General features: G+C 64.6%; 19 protein-coding genes. 13 read left to right on the forward strand and 6 right to left on the reverse strand.

Annotated elements, in window-relative coordinates:
• Window positions 1–14 precede the first annotated feature (14 nt).
• Window positions 15–1,871, forward strand: coding sequence for a patatin-like phospholipase family protein (locus SALB1_RS13875; RefSeq protein ID WP_158590746.1), 1,857 nt, complete (start codon window positions 15–17; stop codon window positions 1,869–1,871).
• A 15-nt stretch (window positions 1,872–1,886) separates the two neighbouring features.
• On the opposite strand, the gene dapE is transcribed toward SALB1_RS13875, so the two are convergent.
• Genes dapE through SALB1_RS13895 form a run of 4 tightly spaced genes read right to left on the reverse strand, consistent with a single transcriptional unit; the run spans window position 1,887 to window position 5,238 of the window.
• Entirely contained in the window at window positions 1,887–3,029 is a 1,143-nt protein-coding gene (gene dapE, locus SALB1_RS13880; protein ID WP_109994395.1) for a succinyl-diaminopimelate desuccinylase, read from the reverse strand.
• A complete protein-coding gene (locus SALB1_RS13885; protein WP_109994396.1) occupies window positions 3,029–3,382 on the reverse strand; it encodes a Spx/MgsR family RNA polymerase-binding regulatory protein in 354 nt (117 codons plus the stop codon). The genes dapE and SALB1_RS13885 overlap by 1 nt, the downstream gene beginning before the upstream one ends.
• Entirely contained in the window at window positions 3,382–4,206 is an 825-nt protein-coding gene (gene dapD / locus SALB1_RS13890) for a 2,3,4,5-tetrahydropyridine-2,6-dicarboxylate N-succinyltransferase (RefSeq protein ID WP_109995452.1), read from the reverse strand. The genes SALB1_RS13885 and dapD overlap by 1 nt, the downstream gene beginning before the upstream one ends.
• Window positions 4,207–4,230: 24 nt before the next feature.
• Window positions 4,231–5,238, reverse strand: a complete 1,008-nt coding sequence (locus SALB1_RS13895) for a LysR family transcriptional regulator (RefSeq protein ID WP_109994397.1) — start codon at window positions 5,236–5,238, stop codon at window positions 4,231–4,233.
• 255 nt (window positions 5,239–5,493) lie between these two features.
• Here SALB1_RS13895 and rhmD point away from each other — a divergent pair, with 255 nt between their 5' ends.
• From rhmD to aldA, 6 genes are read left to right on the forward strand one after another with little or no spacing between them, the layout of a single operon-like run.
• Window positions 5,494–6,678: an L-rhamnonate dehydratase gene (gene rhmD, locus SALB1_RS13900; RefSeq protein ID WP_109994398.1), complete on the forward strand. Its 1,185-nt coding sequence runs from the start codon at window positions 5,494–5,496 to the stop codon at window positions 6,676–6,678.
• A 9-nt stretch (window positions 6,679–6,687) separates the two neighbouring features.
• Window positions 6,688–7,026, forward strand: a complete 339-nt coding sequence (gene rhaM, locus SALB1_RS13905; protein WP_109994399.1) for an L-rhamnose mutarotase — start codon at window positions 6,688–6,690, stop codon at window positions 7,024–7,026.
• A complete protein-coding gene (locus SALB1_RS13910; protein ID WP_109994400.1) occupies window positions 7,013–7,921 on the forward strand; it encodes an amidohydrolase in 909 nt (302 codons plus the stop codon). Before rhaM ends, SALB1_RS13910 begins: the two co-directional genes overlap by 14 nt.
• Entirely contained in the window at window positions 7,921–8,691 is a 771-nt protein-coding gene (locus tag SALB1_RS13915) for an SDR family NAD(P)-dependent oxidoreductase (RefSeq protein ID WP_109994401.1), read from the forward strand. Before SALB1_RS13910 ends, SALB1_RS13915 begins: the two co-directional genes overlap by 1 nt.
• A gap of 26 nt (window positions 8,692–8,717) precedes the next feature.
• A complete protein-coding gene (locus SALB1_RS13920; protein WP_109995453.1) occupies window positions 8,718–9,512 on the forward strand; it encodes an aldolase/citrate lyase family protein in 795 nt (264 codons plus the stop codon).
• A 44-nt stretch (window positions 9,513–9,556) separates the two neighbouring features.
• Window positions 9,557–10,999: an aldehyde dehydrogenase gene (aldA, locus tag SALB1_RS13925; protein WP_109995454.1), complete on the forward strand. Its 1,443-nt coding sequence runs from the start codon at window positions 9,557–9,559 to the stop codon at window positions 10,997–10,999.
• Window positions 11,000–11,075: 76 nt separating this feature from the next.
• Here the strand turns inward: aldA and glnD are convergent, their stop codons facing one another.
• Window positions 11,076–13,751, reverse strand: coding sequence for a [protein-PII] uridylyltransferase (gene glnD / locus SALB1_RS13930; protein ID WP_109994402.1), 2,676 nt, complete (start codon window positions 13,749–13,751; stop codon window positions 11,076–11,078).
• 1 nt (window position 13,752) lies between these two features.
• Complete coding sequence (gene map / locus SALB1_RS13935) at window positions 13,753–14,520, reverse strand: type I methionyl aminopeptidase (protein ID WP_109994403.1); 768 nt, start codon at window positions 14,518–14,520, stop codon at window positions 13,753–13,755.
• Window positions 14,521–14,763: 243 nt separating this feature from the next.
• Here map and rpsB point away from each other — a divergent pair, with 243 nt between their 5' ends.
• The 6 genes from rpsB (at window position 14,764) to SALB1_RS13965 (ending at window position 19,649) form a co-directional block, all read left to right on the forward strand.
• Window positions 14,764–15,678, forward strand: coding sequence for a 30S ribosomal protein S2 (gene rpsB / locus SALB1_RS13940; RefSeq protein ID WP_109994404.1), 915 nt, complete (start codon window positions 14,764–14,766; stop codon window positions 15,676–15,678).
• Between the two features lie 89 nt (window positions 15,679–15,767).
• Window positions 15,768–16,649 (forward strand): translation elongation factor Ts, encoded by an 882-nt coding sequence (tsf, locus tag SALB1_RS13945; RefSeq protein WP_109994405.1) that lies wholly within the window; start codon window positions 15,768–15,770, stop codon window positions 16,647–16,649.
• 128 nt (window positions 16,650–16,777) lie between these two features.
• Window positions 16,778–17,527 carry a UMP kinase gene (gene pyrH / locus SALB1_RS13950; protein ID WP_109995455.1) on the forward strand — a complete coding sequence of 250 codons (750 nt, stop codon included), beginning with the start codon at window positions 16,778–16,780 and terminating at the stop codon, window positions 17,525–17,527.
• A complete protein-coding gene (gene frr / locus SALB1_RS13955; RefSeq protein WP_109994406.1) occupies window positions 17,524–18,081 on the forward strand; it encodes a ribosome recycling factor in 558 nt (185 codons plus the stop codon). Before pyrH ends, frr begins: the two co-directional genes overlap by 4 nt.
• Before the next feature lie 14 nt (window positions 18,082–18,095).
• Window positions 18,096–18,815 carry a polyprenyl diphosphate synthase gene (gene uppS, locus SALB1_RS13960; RefSeq protein ID WP_109994407.1) on the forward strand — a complete coding sequence of 240 codons (720 nt, stop codon included), beginning with the start codon at window positions 18,096–18,098 and terminating at the stop codon, window positions 18,813–18,815.
• Window positions 18,816–18,818: 3 nt separating this feature from the next.
• Window positions 18,819–19,649 (forward strand): phosphatidate cytidylyltransferase, encoded by an 831-nt coding sequence (locus SALB1_RS13965; RefSeq protein ID WP_109994408.1) that lies wholly within the window; start codon window positions 18,819–18,821, stop codon window positions 19,647–19,649.
• The last annotated feature ends 114 nt before the right edge of the window (window positions 19,650–19,763 follow it).

Here is a 19,763-nt window from a genome sequence, read left to right on the forward strand (position 1 = left end):
ATACACTGAAGACTATGGATACGCAGGCCATATTGCGCGCCAACCCGCTGTTCCGGAATCTCGACCGCCGCGCGCTGCGCACGATCGCCGCGCGCGCGGAGTGGGTGGAAATCGGGGGCGGGGAATATCTGTTTCGAGCCGGTGACGATAGCGATGCGCTGTATGTAATCGTCAGCGGCCGGATTCGTGTCGTCCGCCCGCGTGACGACGGGCCGTCGATGCATATGGGCGAGCTCGGCGCGGGCGAGATGGTGGGCGAGATCTCCATCATTCGCGAGCAGAAGCACTCTGCCGATGGCCTCGCCATGCGCGACACGCAGCTGCTGCGCATCTCGCGCGCGCAGTTCGAATCGCTGGTGACACGTTACCCGCAGGCGATGCTGCAGGTGACCCGTCTGATCGCGGATCGCCTGAGCGACATGTCGCCGATGGCCAGCCGCGACAGCGTGCAGAGTGGCCGGACGTATGCCGTGGTGCCGGCGCACCCCGGGGTGGATGTGGCGGGTTTCTCGCGCGCGTTGTCCAGTGCGCTGGCGGCGTATGCGCCGACATTGCGTATCGACGCCTCGCGCGTGGATACGGCGCTGGGCGACGGGACGGCCGAGGCCGATCTGGGCGCGGGTGAGTCGCACCGGACGCTCACCCGCTGGCTGACGCAGCTCGAGGAACGCTATCGCTACCTGATCTATCAGGGCAGCGCCGAGCCCGACGCCTGGACACGCCGCGGGCTGCGTCAGGCCGACCGCGTACTGATCGTGGCTTATGGCGAGCAGTGGCCGTTTCTCTCGCGCAATCTGGCCTGGTTGGGAGAGCAGGCGCTGCGCGCGCCGATGGAGGTCGTACTGCTTTACGGCCAGGACGACGAGTATTCCGCACTCGGCTGGCGTCGGGTGGCGCGTGCCGGCTTCCATCACCGCGTGGCGCGTGATTATCCGCCGGACCAGATGGCGCGTGTCGCGCGGCTCGTCTCGGGCCGGGCGAATTGTCTGGTGCTGGGCGGCGGCGGGGCGCGTGGCTTCGCCCACGTCGGCCTGGTGCGGGCCATGCACGAAAAGAACATCCCGATCGACGCCGTGGGCGGCACCAGCATGGGGGCGCTCATCGCCGGCATGATCGCAATGGGTGACGACGCCACCACCATGCTGGCGCGCCTGCGCGAGACGTTTGTCACCGGCAAGTATCTCAATGATTATTCGCTGTCGCGTATCTCGTTGATCACGGCAGAGAAATTCCGCCGGCAGCTGGGCGCGATCTTCGGCGACCGGCTGATCGAGAACCTGGATATCCCGTTCTATTGTCTGTCGACCAACCTGTCGCGCAGCCTGCCCGTGGTGCACGACGAGGGCGAACTCGCCACCTGGGTCGCGGCGAGCATGGCCGTGCCGGGCATTGCGCCGCCGACCGTCCATCGCGGCGAATTGCTGGTGGACGGCGGCCTGCTCAATGCGATTCCCTTCGACACCATGGCCGAGATGGGGCGCGGGCACGTGATCGTCTCCGACGTCAGCAGCGAGTCGACGCTGACCGTGGAAATGGCCGACGATTCGCCCACGACCTCGCTGCTGTCACTGGGGGCGGCCGGGCGGCATCTGAACATGTTTCGCATTCTGTTCCACACCGCCACGCTGTCCAGTGACCGCGAACGCCGGGAGATCGACGCGCGTGCGGACCTGGCGCTGCACATGCCGGTCGAAGGCATCGGCATGTTCGACTGGGACAAGCTCGATGATGTGGTTTATCGCGGCTATTGTTACGCCGACCAGAAGCTGGACGAATGGCGGGCCGCCCTCGAAGCCGCGGGTGAGCGGGGCGATGCGCTGGGCCGGCCGGCCATGGCCGGGCTGCGCTCGACGCCGTTGTCCACGGTCTGACCGGCCGTCGGGCGGTCACGAACCGCCGAGCAGTGCCCCGATCAGCGCGTAGTAGATACCGGCCAGCTGATCCACATGGGCTGCCTCGATGTGTTCGTCGATCTGATGGATCGAGGCGTTCAGCGGCCCGAGTTCGATGACTTCGGCGCCGGTCGGCGCGATGAAGCGGCCGTCCGAAGTGCCGCCAGCGGTCGAAAGCGTCACGTCGTGGCCGCAGCACTGGCGAATGGCACGGCGCGCGGCATCGATCAGGGGGCCGCTCTTGGTGATGAAGGGCTCGCCGGAAAGGCGCCATTCGATGGCGTGGGGATCGACGCCGTGGCGGCCGCAGTAATCGCATACGACGGCATCAATCGACGCGGCGCTCTGCAACGGCGAGAAGCGCCAGTTGAACACCGCGTCGGCGTCGCCGGGAATCATGTTCTCGGCCCCGGTACCGGCGCGCAGATTGGAGACCTGGAAAGACGTCGGCGGGAAGAAGGCATCGCCGTCGTCCCAGCGATGCGCGGTGAGGTCGTGCAACAGGCCGATCAGACGGTGCAGGGCGTTGTCGGCGCGCTGCGGATAGGCGACGTGGCCCTGCCGTCCGCGCACGCGAATGCGGGCGTTGAGACTGCCGCGACGCCCGTTCTTGATGGTGTCGGCCAGCTCGTGGCTGCTGGAAGGTTCGCCCAGCAGACAGAAATCGATGCGCTCGCCGCGTTCTTCCAGCCAGCGCATCACGGCCCGGGTGCCGTCGATGGCCGGGCCTTCTTCGTCGCTGGTCAACAGGAACGCGAGACGGCCAGGGTGACCAGGCTGTTCGGCGCGAAACCTCTCGGCCGCGCACACCATGGCGGCGACGCTGGATTTCATGTCGGCCGCCCCGCGACCGTAGAGCCTGCCGTTAACGATCTCGGCGGCGAACGGATCGTGCGACCACTGTTCGGCCGGCCCGGCGGGCACCACATCGGTGTGCCCGGCCAGGCAGAGCAGGGGGCCGGATTCGCCGGCCACGGCCCACAGGTTGTCGACCGGGCCGAACCGTAAGCGCTGGATCGCAAAGCCGGCGGCTTCCAGTCGGTCGGCGAGCAGATCCTGACACCCGGCGTCCTCGGGCGTGACCGAGGGGCGGCGGATCAATTCACGGGCGAGATCGAGCGCGGGCGTTTCCGGCATCAACGGCTGCCGCCGGCGAGCGCGGTTTCGTAGCGCGCCCGGGAGAATCCGGCCAGTGTTTCGCGCGGCGTTTCCAGGATCGGCCGCTTGATCAGCGTGGGATGGGCGAGCAGTACCGGGATCGGATCGGTCTCGGCCGCCGCACGCTGGTCGGCGTCGAAATCGCGCCAGGTCTTGCTGCGCTTGTTGAGCAGCGCCGCGTCGCCCAGCGCTTCGCGCCAGGCTTCCAGGCGTTCGCGGCTGACGCCATCTTCACGCACGTCGATCCAGGAATAATCGATACCGGCGTCATCCAGCCACTTGCGGGCGCGGCGACAGGTGTCGCAGGTCTTGATGCCAAACAACTGCGCCATTATTGGACGTTGCGCAGCAGTTCGTTCACGCCGACCTTGGCGCGGGTCGATGCATCGACTTTCTTGACGATGATCGCGGCGTTGATGGAATAGCGCCCGTTGTCGCGCGGCAGGCTGCCGGCGACGACCACCGAGCCGGCTGGTACTTCGCCGTGGATGATTTGGTCGGCTTCGCGGTCGTAGATCGGGGTCGAGGCGCCGATGAACACGCCCATCGAAATCACCGAACCGCGGCCAATGCGCACGCCTTCAACGATCTCCGAGCGCGCGCCGATGAAGCAGCCGTCCTCGATGATGGTCGGCGCGGCCTGCAGCGGTTCCAGCACGCCGCCCAGGCCTGCGCCGCCGGACAGATGCACGCCTTCGCCGACCTGGGCGCAGGAGCCGACCGTGGCCCAGGTATCGATCATCGTGCCGGCGCCGACATAGGCGCCGATATTCACATAGCTCGGCATGACCACCGCGTTGGGTGCGATATGCGCGCCGCGGCGCACCATGGCCGGTGGCACGATGCGCGCGCCCTGTTTCCTGAAGGCCGCCTCGTCGTAGTCGGCGTACTTGCCCGGTACCTTGTCGAAATACTGGGTGTGTCCGCCGTCGATCGGCGCGTTGTCGCGCAGGCGGAACGAAACCAGCACGGCCTTCTTGAGCCATTCATTGACCTTCCAGCCATCGGCCGTGGGTTCGGCGACACGGGCCGAGCCGTCATCGAGCATGGCCAGTGCGGCTTCGACCGCCTCGACGATGGTCGGGTCGGCCGAAGAAGGCGACAGTTGGTCGCGGTGGTCGAAGGCGTCCTCGATGATCTGCTGTATTTCGGCCATGGTCTTTTCGCTCAAGGGTGCATTTCAAGCGCGCGAGTTTAACGTGGAATCACCGTCTGACGCAGCGTCGCCATGTCGCAAGACAGTCGGCGCGGCGCAGGACGCGGCATGCGCGCGGACCACGGCGGCGAACTGATGCCCGGCTTCGCTCAGCCGTTCGCCGCGGCGGGTGAGGATGCCGAACGGCGCCAGCGCCTGGCCGAGCGTGATCGGCAGGCGGGTGAGCACGCCGAAATCCAGGTAATCCCGGACCACCGATTCGGCCATCACCAGGATGGCATCACTGCGCTTGACCAACTGCAACGCGGCGAAGATCGAACCGCATTCGACGACGTCGCGCGGCGAGACCAGCCCGCGCTGTTCCAGCTCTTTTTCCAGCGCCTGGCGCGCGGGTGTTTCCACGGGTTGCAGCAGCCACGGCCATTCCTCGAGCAACCGGGAAAGTTCGATACCCGACTGGCCGACAAGCGCATGGCCGCGCCGAACCACGGCGATCATGCGCTCGTTGCCGAGTGGCTCGAAGTCGAACTCGTTGTGCTGGAGCGCCGAGGAGAAACGCGCGATCGCCATGTCGATCTGGCTGCGCGAGAGCAGATCCAGCAGTTGGTCGCTGGTCTCGCCCATGAGTCGGATGCGCAGCAGCGGCCGGTCCTGCTTCATCTCGATCACGGCCTGGGCGACAAGATCCGGCGCGGCGCCCATGATGGCGCCCACCGCCAGCTCGCCGCCGTCGCCGGTGCGATAGCGCTGCAATTCCTCGGCGCAGCGGTCCAACCGCGTGAGCGCGTTGTGGGCGAACGACACCAGCACGGCGCCGAGACGGGTCGGCGCCACGCCCTTGGCGTCGCGGGTGAACAACTCGCTGTCAAAAGTGATTTCGATCTCGCGCAGCATGCGGGTGGCCGCCGGCTGCGAGATATTCATCGCCTCGGCCACGCGATGCAGGTTGCGGCGCTCATCGAGCAGACGGATCAGCAGCAGGTGCTTGTAGCGCAGCCGATTGAGCAGGGTGGTGCGGGAAACCAGGGCCATGGGCCGACCTGTCGAACGCGGAAAGTTTCAATACCTTAATGCTATCGGTCTGGCGATGTGTTCGACATTGGTCGAATGAACGCTGAGCTAAGGCGTTACACGTTACTTTGAAAAGCTTGAAGCGTCGGCATTTCCGGCGCCCGATAACAAGATCGTATCGGCTTTCATGTGGGCCGTATTGGTCGCGGCTTCCGAGCGGCTGTTATTCCAGTAGCCGATTCAAGACACGACGGGCGTACACGGGAGCGTTTCACGATGGCGATGCCGACGATCAAGCAGATTCGTGCCTATACGGTGCGTGGTGGCGGGGCCGACTATCACGATCAGGGCGAAGGCCACTGGATCGATAGCCAGATCTCGACGCCGATGAGCAAGTACCCGGAATATCGCGCCAAGCGGCGCAGTTTCGGGCTCAACGTGCTGGGCACGCTGGTGGTCGAGGTCGAAGCCAGTGACGGCAACATCGGCGTGGGCGTGACCACCGCCGGCGAAATCGGTGCCTTCATCGTGGAAAAACATCTGGCGCGCTTCATCGAAGGCCAGAAGGTCACCGACATCGAGCTGATGTGGGACCAGATGTTTCACGCCACGCTGTTCTATGGCCGCAAGGGCATCGTGCTGAACACCATCTCCGGTGTGGATCTGGCGCTGTGGGATCTGCTCGGCAAGGTGCGCGATGAACCGGTGCACGCCATGCTCGGTGGCCCGGTACGCGACGAACTGATTTTCTACGCCACCGGCGCGCGGCCCGATCTAGCCAAGGACATGGGCTTCATCGGCGGCAAGCTGCCGCTCAGGCACAGCCCAGCCGAATTCGACGCCGGCCTGAAGGCGAATCTCGACCAGCTCGCCGATATGCGCAATCGGGTGGGCGACGATTTCTGGCTGATGTTCGATTGCTGGATGAGCCTGAACGTCGAATACGCCACCCGCCTGGCGCATGGCGCCGCCGAATACGGCCTGAAATGGATCGAGGAGGCGCTGCCGCCGGACGACTACTGGGGCTATGCCGAGCTACGCCGCAACGTGCCGGTCGGCATGTGGGTGAATACCGGCGAACACGAGGCCACCCGTTGGGGCTTTCGCATGCTGCTGGAAATGGAATGCTGCGACGTGATCCAGCCGGACGTCGGCTGGTGCGGCGGCATCACCGAGTTGATCAAGATCTCGGCGCTGGCCGATGCGCATCAGAAGCTCGTCATCCCGCACGGCTCGTCGGTCTACAGCTACCACTTCGTGATCACACGGCATAACAGCCCGTTCTCCGAGTTCCTGATGATGGCGCCGGAAGCCGACAAGGTCGTGCCGATGTTCACGCCGTTGCTGGAAGGCGAGCCGGTACCGGAGAACGGGCGCATCAAGGCCTCCGCACTCGACAAGCCGGGCTTCGGCGTGACCATCGCGGCCGACGCCGATCTGGCGCGGCCCTACGAGCACTAGAGCCAGGCCATGACTGTTCGTGCTTTCGAGATGCAGCTCACGCCGGGGCAGGCCGCCGAATATCGGCGGCGCCACGACGAAATCTGGCCGGAATTGGTTGATGCGTTGCGAGCGGCCGGCGTGCGCGACTACCGCATCTTCTGCGATGAAGACACCGGTCGGCTGTTCGCGGTCATGCATCTGACCGGCGAGCACACGGTCGATGTGCTGCCAGAGCACCAGGTGATGCAGCGTTGGTGGGCGTATATGGCCGACCTCATGGAAACCCGACCCGATAATTCGCCGGTCGAAGTGCCGCTGATGCCGGTCTTCACGCTCAGCGCGGAGGCCGATGATGCGAGTTGTTGATCCCCACGTGCATTTCTGGCGGCTGGATCTCGGCAATCAGCCGTGGCTGGAGAATCCGCAGCCGAATTTGCTGGGCGATTACTCGCCGATGGCGCATGATTTCGGCCCGGCCGACCTGCGTGCCGCGGCCGGCGATATCGAGATCGCGGCGGCGGTGCATATCGAGGCCGATGCGGTTGACCCGTTACGCGAAACCGAATGGCTCGCCGGCTTGCCGGATTCGGTTGGCGCGGACGATCTACCGACGGCACTCGTGATAGGCGCCGATCTGTCGAAGCCGGACGCACGCGACGCGCTGGAGCGCCAGATTGCAGCCAGCGAGCGCGTGCGCGGCGTCCGCCAGATCCTGAATGTGCACGCCGATCCGTTGTTCGACTATGTCGGGCGGCATTACATGCGCGAGCCGACATGGCGCGCGAACTTCGCCTTGCTGGCCGAGCTCGGCCTGTCGTTCGATCTGCAGATCTATCCGGATCAGATGCCGGCGGCCGCGATCCTGGCGGCCGAGCATCCGGATGTGCCGTTCGTGATCAACCACGCCGGCATGTACGTCGACCGATCGAGCGTTGCCGGCTGGCGCGCCTGGCGCGACGGTCTGCGGCGGCTGGCCAGTCTGTCCAACGTGGCGATCAAGCTGTCCGGCTTCGGCATGCTGGATCACGACTGGAAGCTGGGTTCGATCCGCCCGCTGATTCTCGAGGCCATTGATGCTTTCGGCGTCGAGCGCTGTCTGTTCGCCTCGAATTATCCAGTAGACGGGCTGTACGCCGGCTACGATGCGATCTGGCAGGCCTATGCCGATGTCGTGGCGGACGCGGGGACTGCCGTGAAGCAGGCGTTATTCGCGGACAACGCACGGCGGCTGTATCGCTTGCCGGGTGAGGAAAAGGTTTGATGCTGCTCAAGGACAAGAATATTTTCGTGACTGGTGGATCGCGCGGCATCGGCCGCGGTATTGCGCTGGCCTGTGCCGAGCACGGCGCGAACGTCGCGATCAGCGCCGAGGATACAGCGGCCGAGCGCGAGACGCTGGCGGCCACGGCCGCCGAGATCGAGGCGCGGGGCGTGAAATCCGCCTGGGTGGCGGCATCGGCCGAGAAACCGGAAACCGGCGATGTGCTAGTCGAGACCGCGATCAACGCCTTCGGCCGGCTGGATGTCTTCATCAACAACGCCGGCATCTGTCCGTTTCATTCATTTCTCGACATGCCGCGCGAGACGTATCTCAAGACCGTGGACGTGAACCTCAACGGCGCGTTCTTTGCCGTGCAGGCCGCGGCCAACCAGATGGTCAAGCAGGGGGATGGAGGGGCGATCATCGCGGTCAGCTCCATTTCGGCGCTGGTCGGCGGCGGCATGCAGACCCACTACACGCCGACCAAGGCCGGTGTGCTATCGCTGATGCAGTCCACCGCAATCGCGCTCGGCCCGCACGGCATCCGCTGCAACGCGCTGCTGCCGGGCACGATCGAAACCGATATCAATCGCGAGGATCTGTCGGATGCGGCCAAGCGCGAGTACATGATCTCGCGTACGCCGCTCGGGCGGCTGGGCGCGCCGGACGACATGGGCGGGCCCGCGGTGTTCCTTGCCTCCGATCTGGCCAAGTACGTCACCGGTGCCGCGTTGTTGGTTGATGGCGGGCTGTACGTCAACCTGCAGTGACCCACATCACGTTTACGGAACACGCCATGGAACTTCCTGCCAACGCGTTCAAATCCAAACTGGCCGATGCGCCGCTCTATGGTTGCTGGCTGGGCCTGGCCAATGCCTACAGCGCCGAGATCGTCGCCACCGCCGGTTTCGACTGGCTGCTCATCGACGGCGAGCACGCACCGAACACGGTGGTGACCATTCTCGATCAGCTGCGGGCGATCGAGCCCTGGCCCGCGGCGCCGATCGTGCGGGCTGTCAACCACGATCCGGCGCTGATCAAGCAGCTGCTGGATATCGGCACACGCACGCTCATGGTGCCGATGGTCGAGACCGGCGCGCAGGCCGCCGCGCTGGTGGCGGCGATGCGTTATGCCCCGGGCGGCTTCCGCGGCATGGGGGCGGGCGTGATCCGCGCCGATCGCTGGGGCTCTGTGCCCGACTACGCCCAGCGCGCCGCCGAATCGCTGTGCCTGATCACGCAGGTGGAATCCCCGGCCGGGGTCGAGAATGTCGAGGCGATTGCCAACACCGAGGGTGTGGATGCTCTATTCGTGGGCCCGGCCGATCTGTCGACCAATATGGGCCACCTCGGCAACCCGGGCCATGAGGAGGTGCAGGGCGCGATCCGGCGCGTGCTCGAAGCGACGCACGCCGCCGGCAAGGCGGCCGGCATTCTGGCGCCCGCCGAGTCCGATACCCACCGTTATCGCGAGGCCGGTTTCGATTTCATTGCCACCGGGCTCGACGTGGTCATGCTCAAGCGCGCCGCCGATGCCAACGCCGCCCGCCATCGCGGCGGCTTGCCGGTCGCGGAGCGCGGCACCTATTGATCCGGAGCGGGCGTTACCCGCATCCATTCAGCGAGGAGATCGAAATGAGCGACGTGACGACTTATCAGAACTATATCGGTGGCGCGTTCGCGCCGTCGGCATCCGGCGAGACCCGCGACAACCACAACCCGGCGACCGGGGCGCTGCTGTCGCGCGTGCCCGAGTCCGATGCCAACGACGTCCAGCGCGCGGTCGAAGCCGCCCGCGGCGCGCAGAAGGCTTGGGCCGCCCGGCCGGCGATCGAGCGCGCGAGCTATCTGCATGCTTTGGCCAATAAGATTCGCGACAACGTCGATCACCTGGCGGCGATCATCGTGGCCGAGCAGGGCAAGGTGGCGGGCCTGGCCGAGGTGGAGGTGAACTTCACCGCCGAATATCTGGATTACATGGGCCAGTGGGCGCGCCGCATCGAGGGCGAGATCATCGAAAGCGATCGCCCGGGCGAGCATATGTTCCTGTTCCGCAAGCCACTGGGTGTGGTCGCCGGCATCCTGCCGTGGAACTTCCCGTTCTTTCTGATCGCCCGCAAGATGGCGCCGGCGCTGGTGACCGGCAATACCATCGTCATCAAGCCGAGCGAGGAGACCCCGAACAACTGCTTCGAGTTCGCGAAGTTGCTGGATACCCTCGATCTGCCGAAGGGCGTGTTCAACGTGATCTCCGGCGGCGGGGCGACCACCGGCAACGCGCTGAGCGCCCATCGCGACATCGACATGATCAGTTTCACCGGCAGTGTCGCCACCGGCTCGGCAATCATGCACAACGCCGCGGACCACATCACCAAGGTCAACCTCGAGCTCGGTGGCAAGGCGCCGGCGATCGTGCTCGACGACGCCGATCTCGATCTGGCGGTAAAAGCGATCAAGGATTCGCGGGTGATCAATAACGGCCAGGTCTGCAACTGTGCAGAACGGGTCTATGTCCAGCGCGGCGTGGCGGCGGCCTTCCAGCAGCGGATAGCCGAGGCGATGCAGGCGACCACCTACGGTGATCCGGGTGCGGATTCATCCGTGGACATGGGGCCGCTGATCAACCGGAAAGGCCTCGACAAGGTCGCGGCGATGGTCGAATCTGCCCGGCAATCCGGCGCCGAAGTGCTCACCGGCGGACAGGTCGCGGATCTCGGCCAGGGCTTCCACTACGAGCCGACCGTGCTCGCGGCCTGCACGCCCGAGATGGACGTGATGCGGGACGAGATCTTCGGGCCGGTGCTGCCGATTCAGGTGGTCGACGATCTCGACGAGGCGATCGCCCTGGCCAATAACTCGGATTATGGGCTGACCTCGTCGATCTACACTCGCGACCTCAACGCGGCACTCAAGGCCTGCCGCGAACTCGAATACGGCGAAACCTACGTCAACCGCGAGAACTTCGAGGCCATGCAGGGCTTCCACGCCGGCGCCGGCAAGTCCGGTATCGGCGGCGCCGACGGCAAGCACGGGCTGTATGAGTACACCCGCACGCATGTGGCGTACATCCAGACCTGAGGCGGGCGCTCGCCGGCGGGCACGACGCGCTTCGCGGCCCGCCGGCAACCCGTTGCCTCACGGCCGTCGGCGCCGCTCAGTTGTCGGACTGGTCGAGTTCGGCCGTCATCACGGTGCGCAGTTCCCGCAATATGTCGTCGTCGCGAATGGCGGTCTGCTGGCGGTCGGTGATGAAGAATACGTCCTCGGCACGCTCGCCGATGGTCGCGATCTTGGCGGTTTCCAGCAGGATGCCGCAGCGGTGGAAGACATCGCCGATGATCGACAGCAAACCCGGGCGGTCAGCGGTCATGATCTCCATCACGGTGCAGTCGCGCTCGGTCGCCTGCGTGAAGTAGATCTGCGTGGGCACGTTGAAATACTGGTTGCGCCGTCCCTGGCGGCGGGTCACGTCGATGCTCTCGACCATGGGGTCGGCGATGGCCTGAACCAGCGCGGCTTCGACCTCGCCGCGGCGGTAGGCATCCTCGACGGGGTGGCCGTCGTTTTCGGCAATCACGTAGGTATCCAGCGTGTAATCGTCGCTGGTGGTGTTGATCCGTGCATCCATGACCGATAGGCCGAGCTGGGCCAGTACGCCGGTGGTCACGCCGAACAGATAATCGCGATCGCGGGTGTAGACGAACAATGTCGTGCCCTGCTCGGGAATCTCCGAAATCGACACCAGCGGGGTTTGGTCATCGCCGTGGGTGATGATCGCCCGGGTCTGGCGGGCGATCTCGTCGGCGCTGTGACGCAGGAAGTATTCCGGGTCGAAACGCGACCAGAGGTTCTTGAAATGGGGCGTGTTGACGCCGGCTCGGGTGAGCATCGCGGCCGCGGCGCTGCGGGTTTCCGCAATCAATTCGTCGCGGTCGAGTGGGTCGTCCAGGCCGCGCTCGAGTGCCCGTCGCGTGTTGTTGTACAGATCGGTGAGCAGGCTTTCCTTCCACGAATTCCAAAGGTCCGGATTGGTCGCTCGGATATCGCAGATGGTGAGCAAAAACAGACGGTCCAGGCGTTCGCGCGAGCGGACTTCACGCGCGAATTCGTTGACCACCTGCACATCGTTGATGTCCCGGCGCTGGGCGGTCATCGACATCAGCAAATGGCGGCGCACCAGCCAGCAGACCAGATCCGTGTCGTCGGAGGAAATACCATGGGCGTTGCAGAACTCGCGCGCATCCTCGGCGCCCAGCTCCGAATGATCGCCGCCGCGGCCCTTGGCGATGTCGTGCATCAGGCCGGCAATGTAGAGAATCTGCGGCTTGTTGAGTGCCTGCATCAGTTCGCTGGCGAAGGGCATTTCGTCGTTGAACCGCGGGATCGCAAGCCGTCGCATGTTGCGGATCACGAACAGAGTGTGTTCGTCCACGGTCAGCGTATGGAACAGGTCGTACTGCATGCGGCCTATAATCTGCCCGAACTTCGGCAGGTAACGCCCGAGAATGCCATAGCGATTCATGCGGCGCAGGGCGCGGGTAACACCGCTGCGCTGACGCAGAATCTCAGTGAAGAGTCGGCGGCAATGAATTGAATTACGGAAGTTATCGTCAATCAGGCGACGATCCCGACGCATCAGCCGAAGGGTGCGGGCACGGATGCCGTTCAGGCCCGGCCGGGTTTGCATGAGGTAAAAGATTTCCAGCAGCGCGCTCGGCGTCTGCACAAAGACCTTGTCGTGGGTGACCTCAATGAAGCCGTGGCGCGCCTGAAAGCGATCATTGATCGGCTTGGGCCGCTCGTCCTCGGTGGCATGCAGGATCGCCTCGGAAAAAAGCTGAAGCAGAACATCATTAAGCGCAGATAACGCCTTGATGTTACGATAGTAAACCTGCATGAAGCGCTCGACTGCCAGGGTATTTTCAGCGTCGTGATACCCCAGCAGATCCGCGATCTGGATTTGATGGTCGAACAACAGGCGGTTCTCGTTACGCCCGGTGAGTATGTGCAGCGCGAAGCGCACCCGCCAGAGAAAGGCCTGGCCGCGATGCAGTTCGGAGAACTCGCGCCGGCTGAGGAAGCCGTAGTCGACCAGACCGTCCAGCGTATGTGCGGCGAACTGACGCTTGGCGACCCAGGCGATGGTCTGGATATCGCGCAGCCCGCCGGGAGATTCCTTCACGTTGGGTTCGAGCTTGTAGGCGGTCTCGTCGTAACGCGCGTGACGCGCCGCCTGTTCCTCGATCTTGGCATTGAAGAAATCGGCCGATGACCAGACGTATTCGGCCGACGTCGCGGCGCGCATCCGGGCGAACAGGGCCGGGTCGCCCACCAGCACGCGCGATTCCATCAGGTTCGTCATGATAGTGATGTCGTCGGCGGCCAGTTCGGCGCAGTCGGTCGGCGAGCGCACGCTGTGCCCGATTTCCAGGCCCAGGTCCCAGAGGTAGGTCAGAAAGCCTTCGAGCGCCGGGCCCACCGTGTCCAGCCGGTTATGCTGATATAGCACCAGCAGGTCGATATCGGATTGCGGCAGCAGTTCGTTGCGGCCATAGCCGCCGACGGCGACCAGGCAGGCGCTGTCGGTCGCGACCAGCTCGCGCCAGGCGTGCACCAGCACCGCGTCCACGACTTCGCAGCGCGCACGAACCAGCCGCGTGATGGACTCGCCGTGCCGGAACGCGTCGGCGATATATTGCTGACCCTCGTCGAGCGCAGCGCGCACGGATTTGGCGTCGCGGATGTCGAGTGCCCAGACACGATCGAGAAACCCATCCCAGTCGGTCAGCCCGACCGATTCGAGTTCTTCAACGGGCAGGTTGGACGTCATCTCAGGCGGTGACGAGCTGGCTCGGCGTGAGAATCTCGACGCCGGTGTCCGTGACCAGGAGTGTGTGCTCCCATTGGGCGGACAGGGAGTGATCCTTGGTCACCACGGTCCAGCCGTCGGGCAGCATCTTCACGTGGCGCTTGCCGGCGTTGACCATGGGCTCGATGGTGAAGGTCATGCCGGCCTCCAGCCGCATGCCACTGCCGGGCTTGCCGTAATGCAGCACCTGTGGCTCCTCATGAAAGCCGCGTCCGATGCCGTGCCCGCAGTACTCGCGTACCACCGAACAGCGCTCGGACTCGACGTAGGCCTGGATGGCCGCGCCGATGTCGCCGAGCGTGGCGCCGGGTTTGACCTGTTCGATGCCGATGTACAAGGCCTTCTCGGCGATATCCGACAAGCGCCGGGCCTTGATCGACGGCTCGCCAGCGAAATACATGCGCGAGCTGTCGCCGTGGAAGCCGTCCTTGATCAGCGTCACGTCGATATTCAGGGCGTCGCCTTTCTTGAGCTTCTTGTCGCCCGGGATGCCATGGCACACGACGTGGTTGATCGAAGTGCAGATCGACTTCGGAAACCCGTTGTAATTGAGTGGGGCGGGGGTGGTGCCGAGTTCATCCACCATGTATCGGTGACAGATGGTGTCGAGTTCGTCCGTGGTCACGCCGGGTTGGACGTGGGGTCCGATCATGTCCAGCACCTGCGCGGCCAGGCGGCCGGCCTCGCGCATCTTGTCCTGTTCCTCGGGCGTCTTGATTGTCGCGCTCATCGCGTTCGATCCTTGCCGGTGGCAGAATGACAACGTCGCGTGGGCGCGACGGTGGCCTGTGAAGGGCCGCTATGGTATAAACCGCTCGCGTTCGCGGCAATCCGCAGCGTTCGGGCGGCGTTTTCATCGCCCGAATTTTTCGAAATACACACGCGTATCGACACATGGTTCAGGGTGCCTCTTGCCCATTCCGGGCCGGGGTTGTTCCATGGGATGCGCGGAGGCTCAACCCGGAGAAAACCTATGAGCGAAATCAGCATGCGTCAGCTGCTGGAAGCAGGCGTGCACTTTGGCCATCGCACGCGCTACTGGAACCCGAAGATGTCGCCTTACATCTTCGGCCAGCGCAACAAGATTCACATCATCAACCTTGAGCAGACCCTGCCGCTGATCAAGGATGCTTACAACTATATCAGCCGTCTGTCGGCCAACGGCGGCAGCATCATGTTCGTCGGCACCAAGCGCGCTGCGCGCGAGGCGATCGGCAAGCAGGCGCAGCGTGCCGGCATGCCGTTCGTCAACTACCGCTGGCTCGGCGGCATGCTGACCAACTTCAAGACGGTGAAGAACTCGATCCAGCGCCTGCACGATCTCGAGCAGATGATCGAGGACGGCTCGATTCGCAAGCTCAACAAGCGCGAAGGCCTGGATCTGTACCGCGAGCGTGACAAGCTCGAACGTTCGATCGGCGGTATCAAGGAAATGACCAGCCTGCCGGATGCGTTGTTTGTCATCGATGTCGGCTTCGAGAAGATCGCGATCGACGAGGCCCGCAAGCTGGGTATCCCGGTCGTGGCCGTGGTCGATACCAACTGCTCGCCCGAAGGCATCGATGTCGTCATTCCGGGCAACGACGATGCCATCCGCGCGATTCGCATCTATAGTGAGATGGTGGCCGACGCGGTGCTCGCCGGCCGTGGCAGCAAGGGCGATTTCTCGGGCGAGGAGGAAAACCTCGTCGAGACGCAGGCGGAAGGCCAGGCACACGAACCGGGCAAGCCGGCCGAAGCCCAGGAGGCGAGCAAGGTGACCCAGAACACGGTCATCCAGGAATCGCAGGGTGAGGCCGAGCCGCGGGCCACCGCGTCGCTGGGCGACGTCGCCTCGGTGCCGGCCGAAGAGCCTGCCCAGTCCGATCCGAAAAAGGCCGATCAGTAAGACCGGCCGGCCACACGGCACTCAAGGCAGCCGGCCTGGCCGGCTGCCCCGTTGACGGATTAACAACGACCGAATTCTGGAGAATCGACATGGCAATCAGTGCCTCCCTGGTCAAGGAACTGCGCGAGCGTACCGGCGCCGGCATGATGGAGTGCAAGAAGGCGCTGCAGGCGACCGACGGCGATATCGACGCTGCGGCCGAGAACATGCGCCGTGAGGGGCTCGCCAAGGCCGACAAGAAGGCGGGCCGCGTGGCCGCCGAGGGCCGCATTGCAAGTGCCACATCGGCCGACAACACCGCTGCGGTGTTGGTCGAGGTGAACTGCGAAACCGACTTCGTGGGCAAAAACGAAGCGTTCATCGAATTCGCCGAGCAGGTCGCTCAGCTGGTGCTCGAAAAACAGCCCGCGGATGTGGACGCGCTGGGTGATATGGACCTGGGCGGCGAGACCGTCGAGGACAAGCGGCGTGCCCTGATTTCCAAGCTTGGCGAGAAGATTACGGTGCGCCGGTTCGAGCGGGTCAACGCTGTCGAGGGCCGCATCGACGTGTATTCGCACGGGGCGCGCATCGCCTCCGCGGTGGCCGTGTCCGGCGGCGACGACGAGTTGTTGCGCGACTTGGCGATGCACGTGGCGGCTTCGGCGCCCGCGCATCTGTCGGCCGAGGACGTGCCCGAACAGCGCCGTAATGCCGAGAAGGAACTGCTCATGGCGCAGGCCCGCGATTCCGGCAAGCCGGAGGAGATCATCGAGAAGATGGTCGAGGGGCGGCTGAAGAAGTTCCTCGGCGAGATCACGCTGATGGGGCAGCCCTTCGTCAAGGATCCCGACCTGACGGTTGAGAAGCTGGTTTCCCAGCGCGGCGCGAAGATCGAGTCCTACGCCCGCCTGGAAGTGGGCGAGGGCATCGAGAAGAAAGAAGAGGACTTCGCGGCCGAAGTTCGCGCACAGGCCGAAAAGACGGCCTGATCGCACCAGCCGACAAGCCGGTTGCCATCGGGCAGCCGGCTTTTTTTTGTTCGGTGTCACTGCGGGTTGTTCGCCGCGTTGTGACATAATTCGCGCGTTTGAATGCGACCGACCAGGACAATCTGCCCATGATCGACAAGCCGACGCCGAGTTACCGCCGCATCCTGCTCAAGCTCAGTGGTGAGGCCTTGATGGGCGGCGCGGATTTCGGTATTGCGGCGGAAGTGGTCGAGCGGCTCGCCATGGAGATTCGCGAACTGGTCGAGGCAAGGGTACAGGTGGCTCTGGTCGTCGGCGGCGGCAATATATTTCGCGGCATCGGCCTGGCCGGGCGCGGGATGGACCGGGTCACCGGTGATCAGATGGGTATGCTGGCCACCGTCATCAACGCGCTTGCGCTGCAGGATGCGGTCGAGCACGCCGGGTTGAATGCCCGCGTCATGTCGGCGGTCCGGATCAATCAGGTGTGTGAGGATTATATTCGCCGCCGTGCGATCCGCCATCTGGAGAAGGGACGTGTGGTGATCTTCGCCGCCGGTACCGGCAACCCGTTCTTCACCACCGATTCGGCTGCCAGCCTGCGTGCGATCGAGATCAATGCCGATCTCATGTTGAAGGCGACCAAGGTCGATGGTATCTACAGCGCAGATCCTTTCACCGACGACAACGCGCTTCGCTATACCCATTTGACCTACGATGAAGTCATAGACCAGCGCCTGGCCGTGATGGATACCACCGCGATCGTGTTGTGCCGTGACAATGGCATGCCATTGCGGGTGTTCGACATCAACCGGCCGGGCGACTTGATGCGCATCGCCCGGGGGGCCGAGGATGTCGGCACCCTGGTCGATAACAATACGACGAGAGCCAATCGATGATCGACGATATCCACGACGACGCCAACAAACGCATGGCAAAGACCATCAGCGTCATGCGTGACAATTTTTCCAAGATCCGCACCGGCCGCGCGAGCACCAGCCTGCTCGATCATGTGACGGTCGATTACTACGGTGTCGAAGTGCCGTTGAATCAGGCTGCCAACGTGGCTACCGAGGATGCCCGCACCCTTTCCATCATGCCCTATGAAAAGAGCATGGTGCAGAAGATCGAAAAGGCAATCATGACCGCCGATCTGGGCCTCAATCCGTCCACCGCCGGCCAGGTCATCCGGGTCGTGCTGCCGCCGCTGACCGAGGAGCGGCGCCGTGACCTGGTCAAGGTGATTCGGCAGGAGGCCGAGGATGCCCGGGTTGCGGTGCGCAACGTGCGCCGCGATGCCAATGCGGACCTGAAGGAGCTGGTCAAGGAAAAAGAGATTACGGAAGACGACCAGCACGACGGCGAGGTCCGTATCCAGAAGCTGACCGATCAGCATATCGAGCATATCGACAGCCTGCTCCAGGAGAAGGAGCAGGAACTGATGACGGTCTGATCGGCGCGCGGCAGATGAGCATTCCAGAACATGTGGCCGTGGTCATGGACGGCAACGGCCGCTGGGCCAGCCGGCGCGGGCTGCCGCGCGCGGCCGGGCACCGGGCCGGCGCCAAGATCGCGCACGAGATCGTGGAGACGGCGTCGAAGGCCGGCGTGGGGGCGCTCACGCTGTTCGCTTTTTCCAGCGAGAACTGGAAGCGCCCGCGGCCCGAGGTTCGTCTGCTAATGGATCTGCTGCGACGCACCATCCGCAAGGAACTGGCGTCGCTGGATGCCAACAATGTCTGCATGCACTTCATCGGCAATCGCACGCGGTTTTCCGCGGCGCTGGCCAACGAAATGCAGTCGGCCGAACAGCGGACGGCCGGCAATACCGGCCTCCAGTTGTTGATTGCCGTGGACTATGGCGGTCGCTGGGACATCGTCGAGCGGGCCCGTGACCTGGCCCATGCCTGCGCCCGGGGCGAAATCGACCCCGACTCGATCACCGAAGAGTATTTCAACCGGGGCTTGAGTCTCGGCCCGTTCGGTCCACCGGATCTGTTCATCCGCACCGGCGGTGAGCGGCGCATCAGTAATTTCCTGTTGTGGGATCTGGCCTACAGCGAGCTTTATTTCACGGACGTGCTCTGGCCCGACTTTGCCCCGGAGCAACTCTACGACGCACTCGACTGGTACAGCGGCCGCGACCGGCGTTTCGGCACGCTCGCAGCGCCAGCGGTCCAGCGCTGAGGCATGCTCGGCACCCGGGTTCTAACGGCCGCGGTGGCACTGCCGCTGGCGGTGCTCGCGATTCTGTTTCTGCCGCCCATGGGCCTGGCGGTGACGGTCGGCGTGCTGATGCTGGTCGGCGCCGGCGAGTGGGCGGCGCTGGCCGGGCTGGCGACGCTCGGGCGGGTCGTGTACGTGGCCGCAGCCGGGGTTGTCATGGCGCTGGCGCTCGGTCTGAGCGAGTCGGGCGGGCCGGTATCCTCGGATGCCGTGGTCCTCGGGCTCGCGGCTGTCTTCTGGGTGGGCGCGATCGGGCTCGTGATCCGGTTTCCGGCGCGCTGGCATGCCACGCTCGGCCGGCGACCGGTGGCGCTCGTGGTGGGGCTGATCGTGCTGGCCGCGCCGGTGGTGGCGGTCGCCTACATCGATCAGGCCGATCAGGGGCCGTTGCTGGTCTTGCTGCTGTGTTTGATGATCTGGGGCGCCGACACCGGCGCTTATGTGGCCGGGCGCACGCTCGGGCGGCACAAGCTGGTGCCGCGTGTCAGCCCCGGCAAGACGATCGAGGGCGCCGCCGGTGGGTTGGCGACGGCCATGATCCTCGGCGCGCTCGGTGCGTTAGTGCTGGGGCTGGACGGCTGGCGTACACTCGGCGTGGCGCTGCTCGGGGCGTGGATCGCGACGATTTCGATCGTGGGCGATCTGACCATCAGCATGTTCAAGCGCTCGGCCGGCGTGAAAGACAGCGGGCGGCTGTTTCCGGGCCATGGCGGGGTGCTCGATCGCCTCGACAGCATGCTTGCGGCTGCCCCGTGGTTTGTCATCGGCCTGCACTTGGTGCTGCTGGCGGCCTGACCGCGGCGCCAGCCAATTATCCACACCGTCTCAGCGGTTGATCAGGGGTAGGATGCGTTACGAAGACCGACGGTATGGCTTGTCCCGGTGTGCCTGGCCGCAATCGCTGGCGGG

This window comes from Salinisphaera sp. LB1, assembly GCF_003177035.1.
Taxonomy (GTDB): Bacteria; Pseudomonadota; Gammaproteobacteria; order Nevskiales; family Salinisphaeraceae; genus Salinisphaera.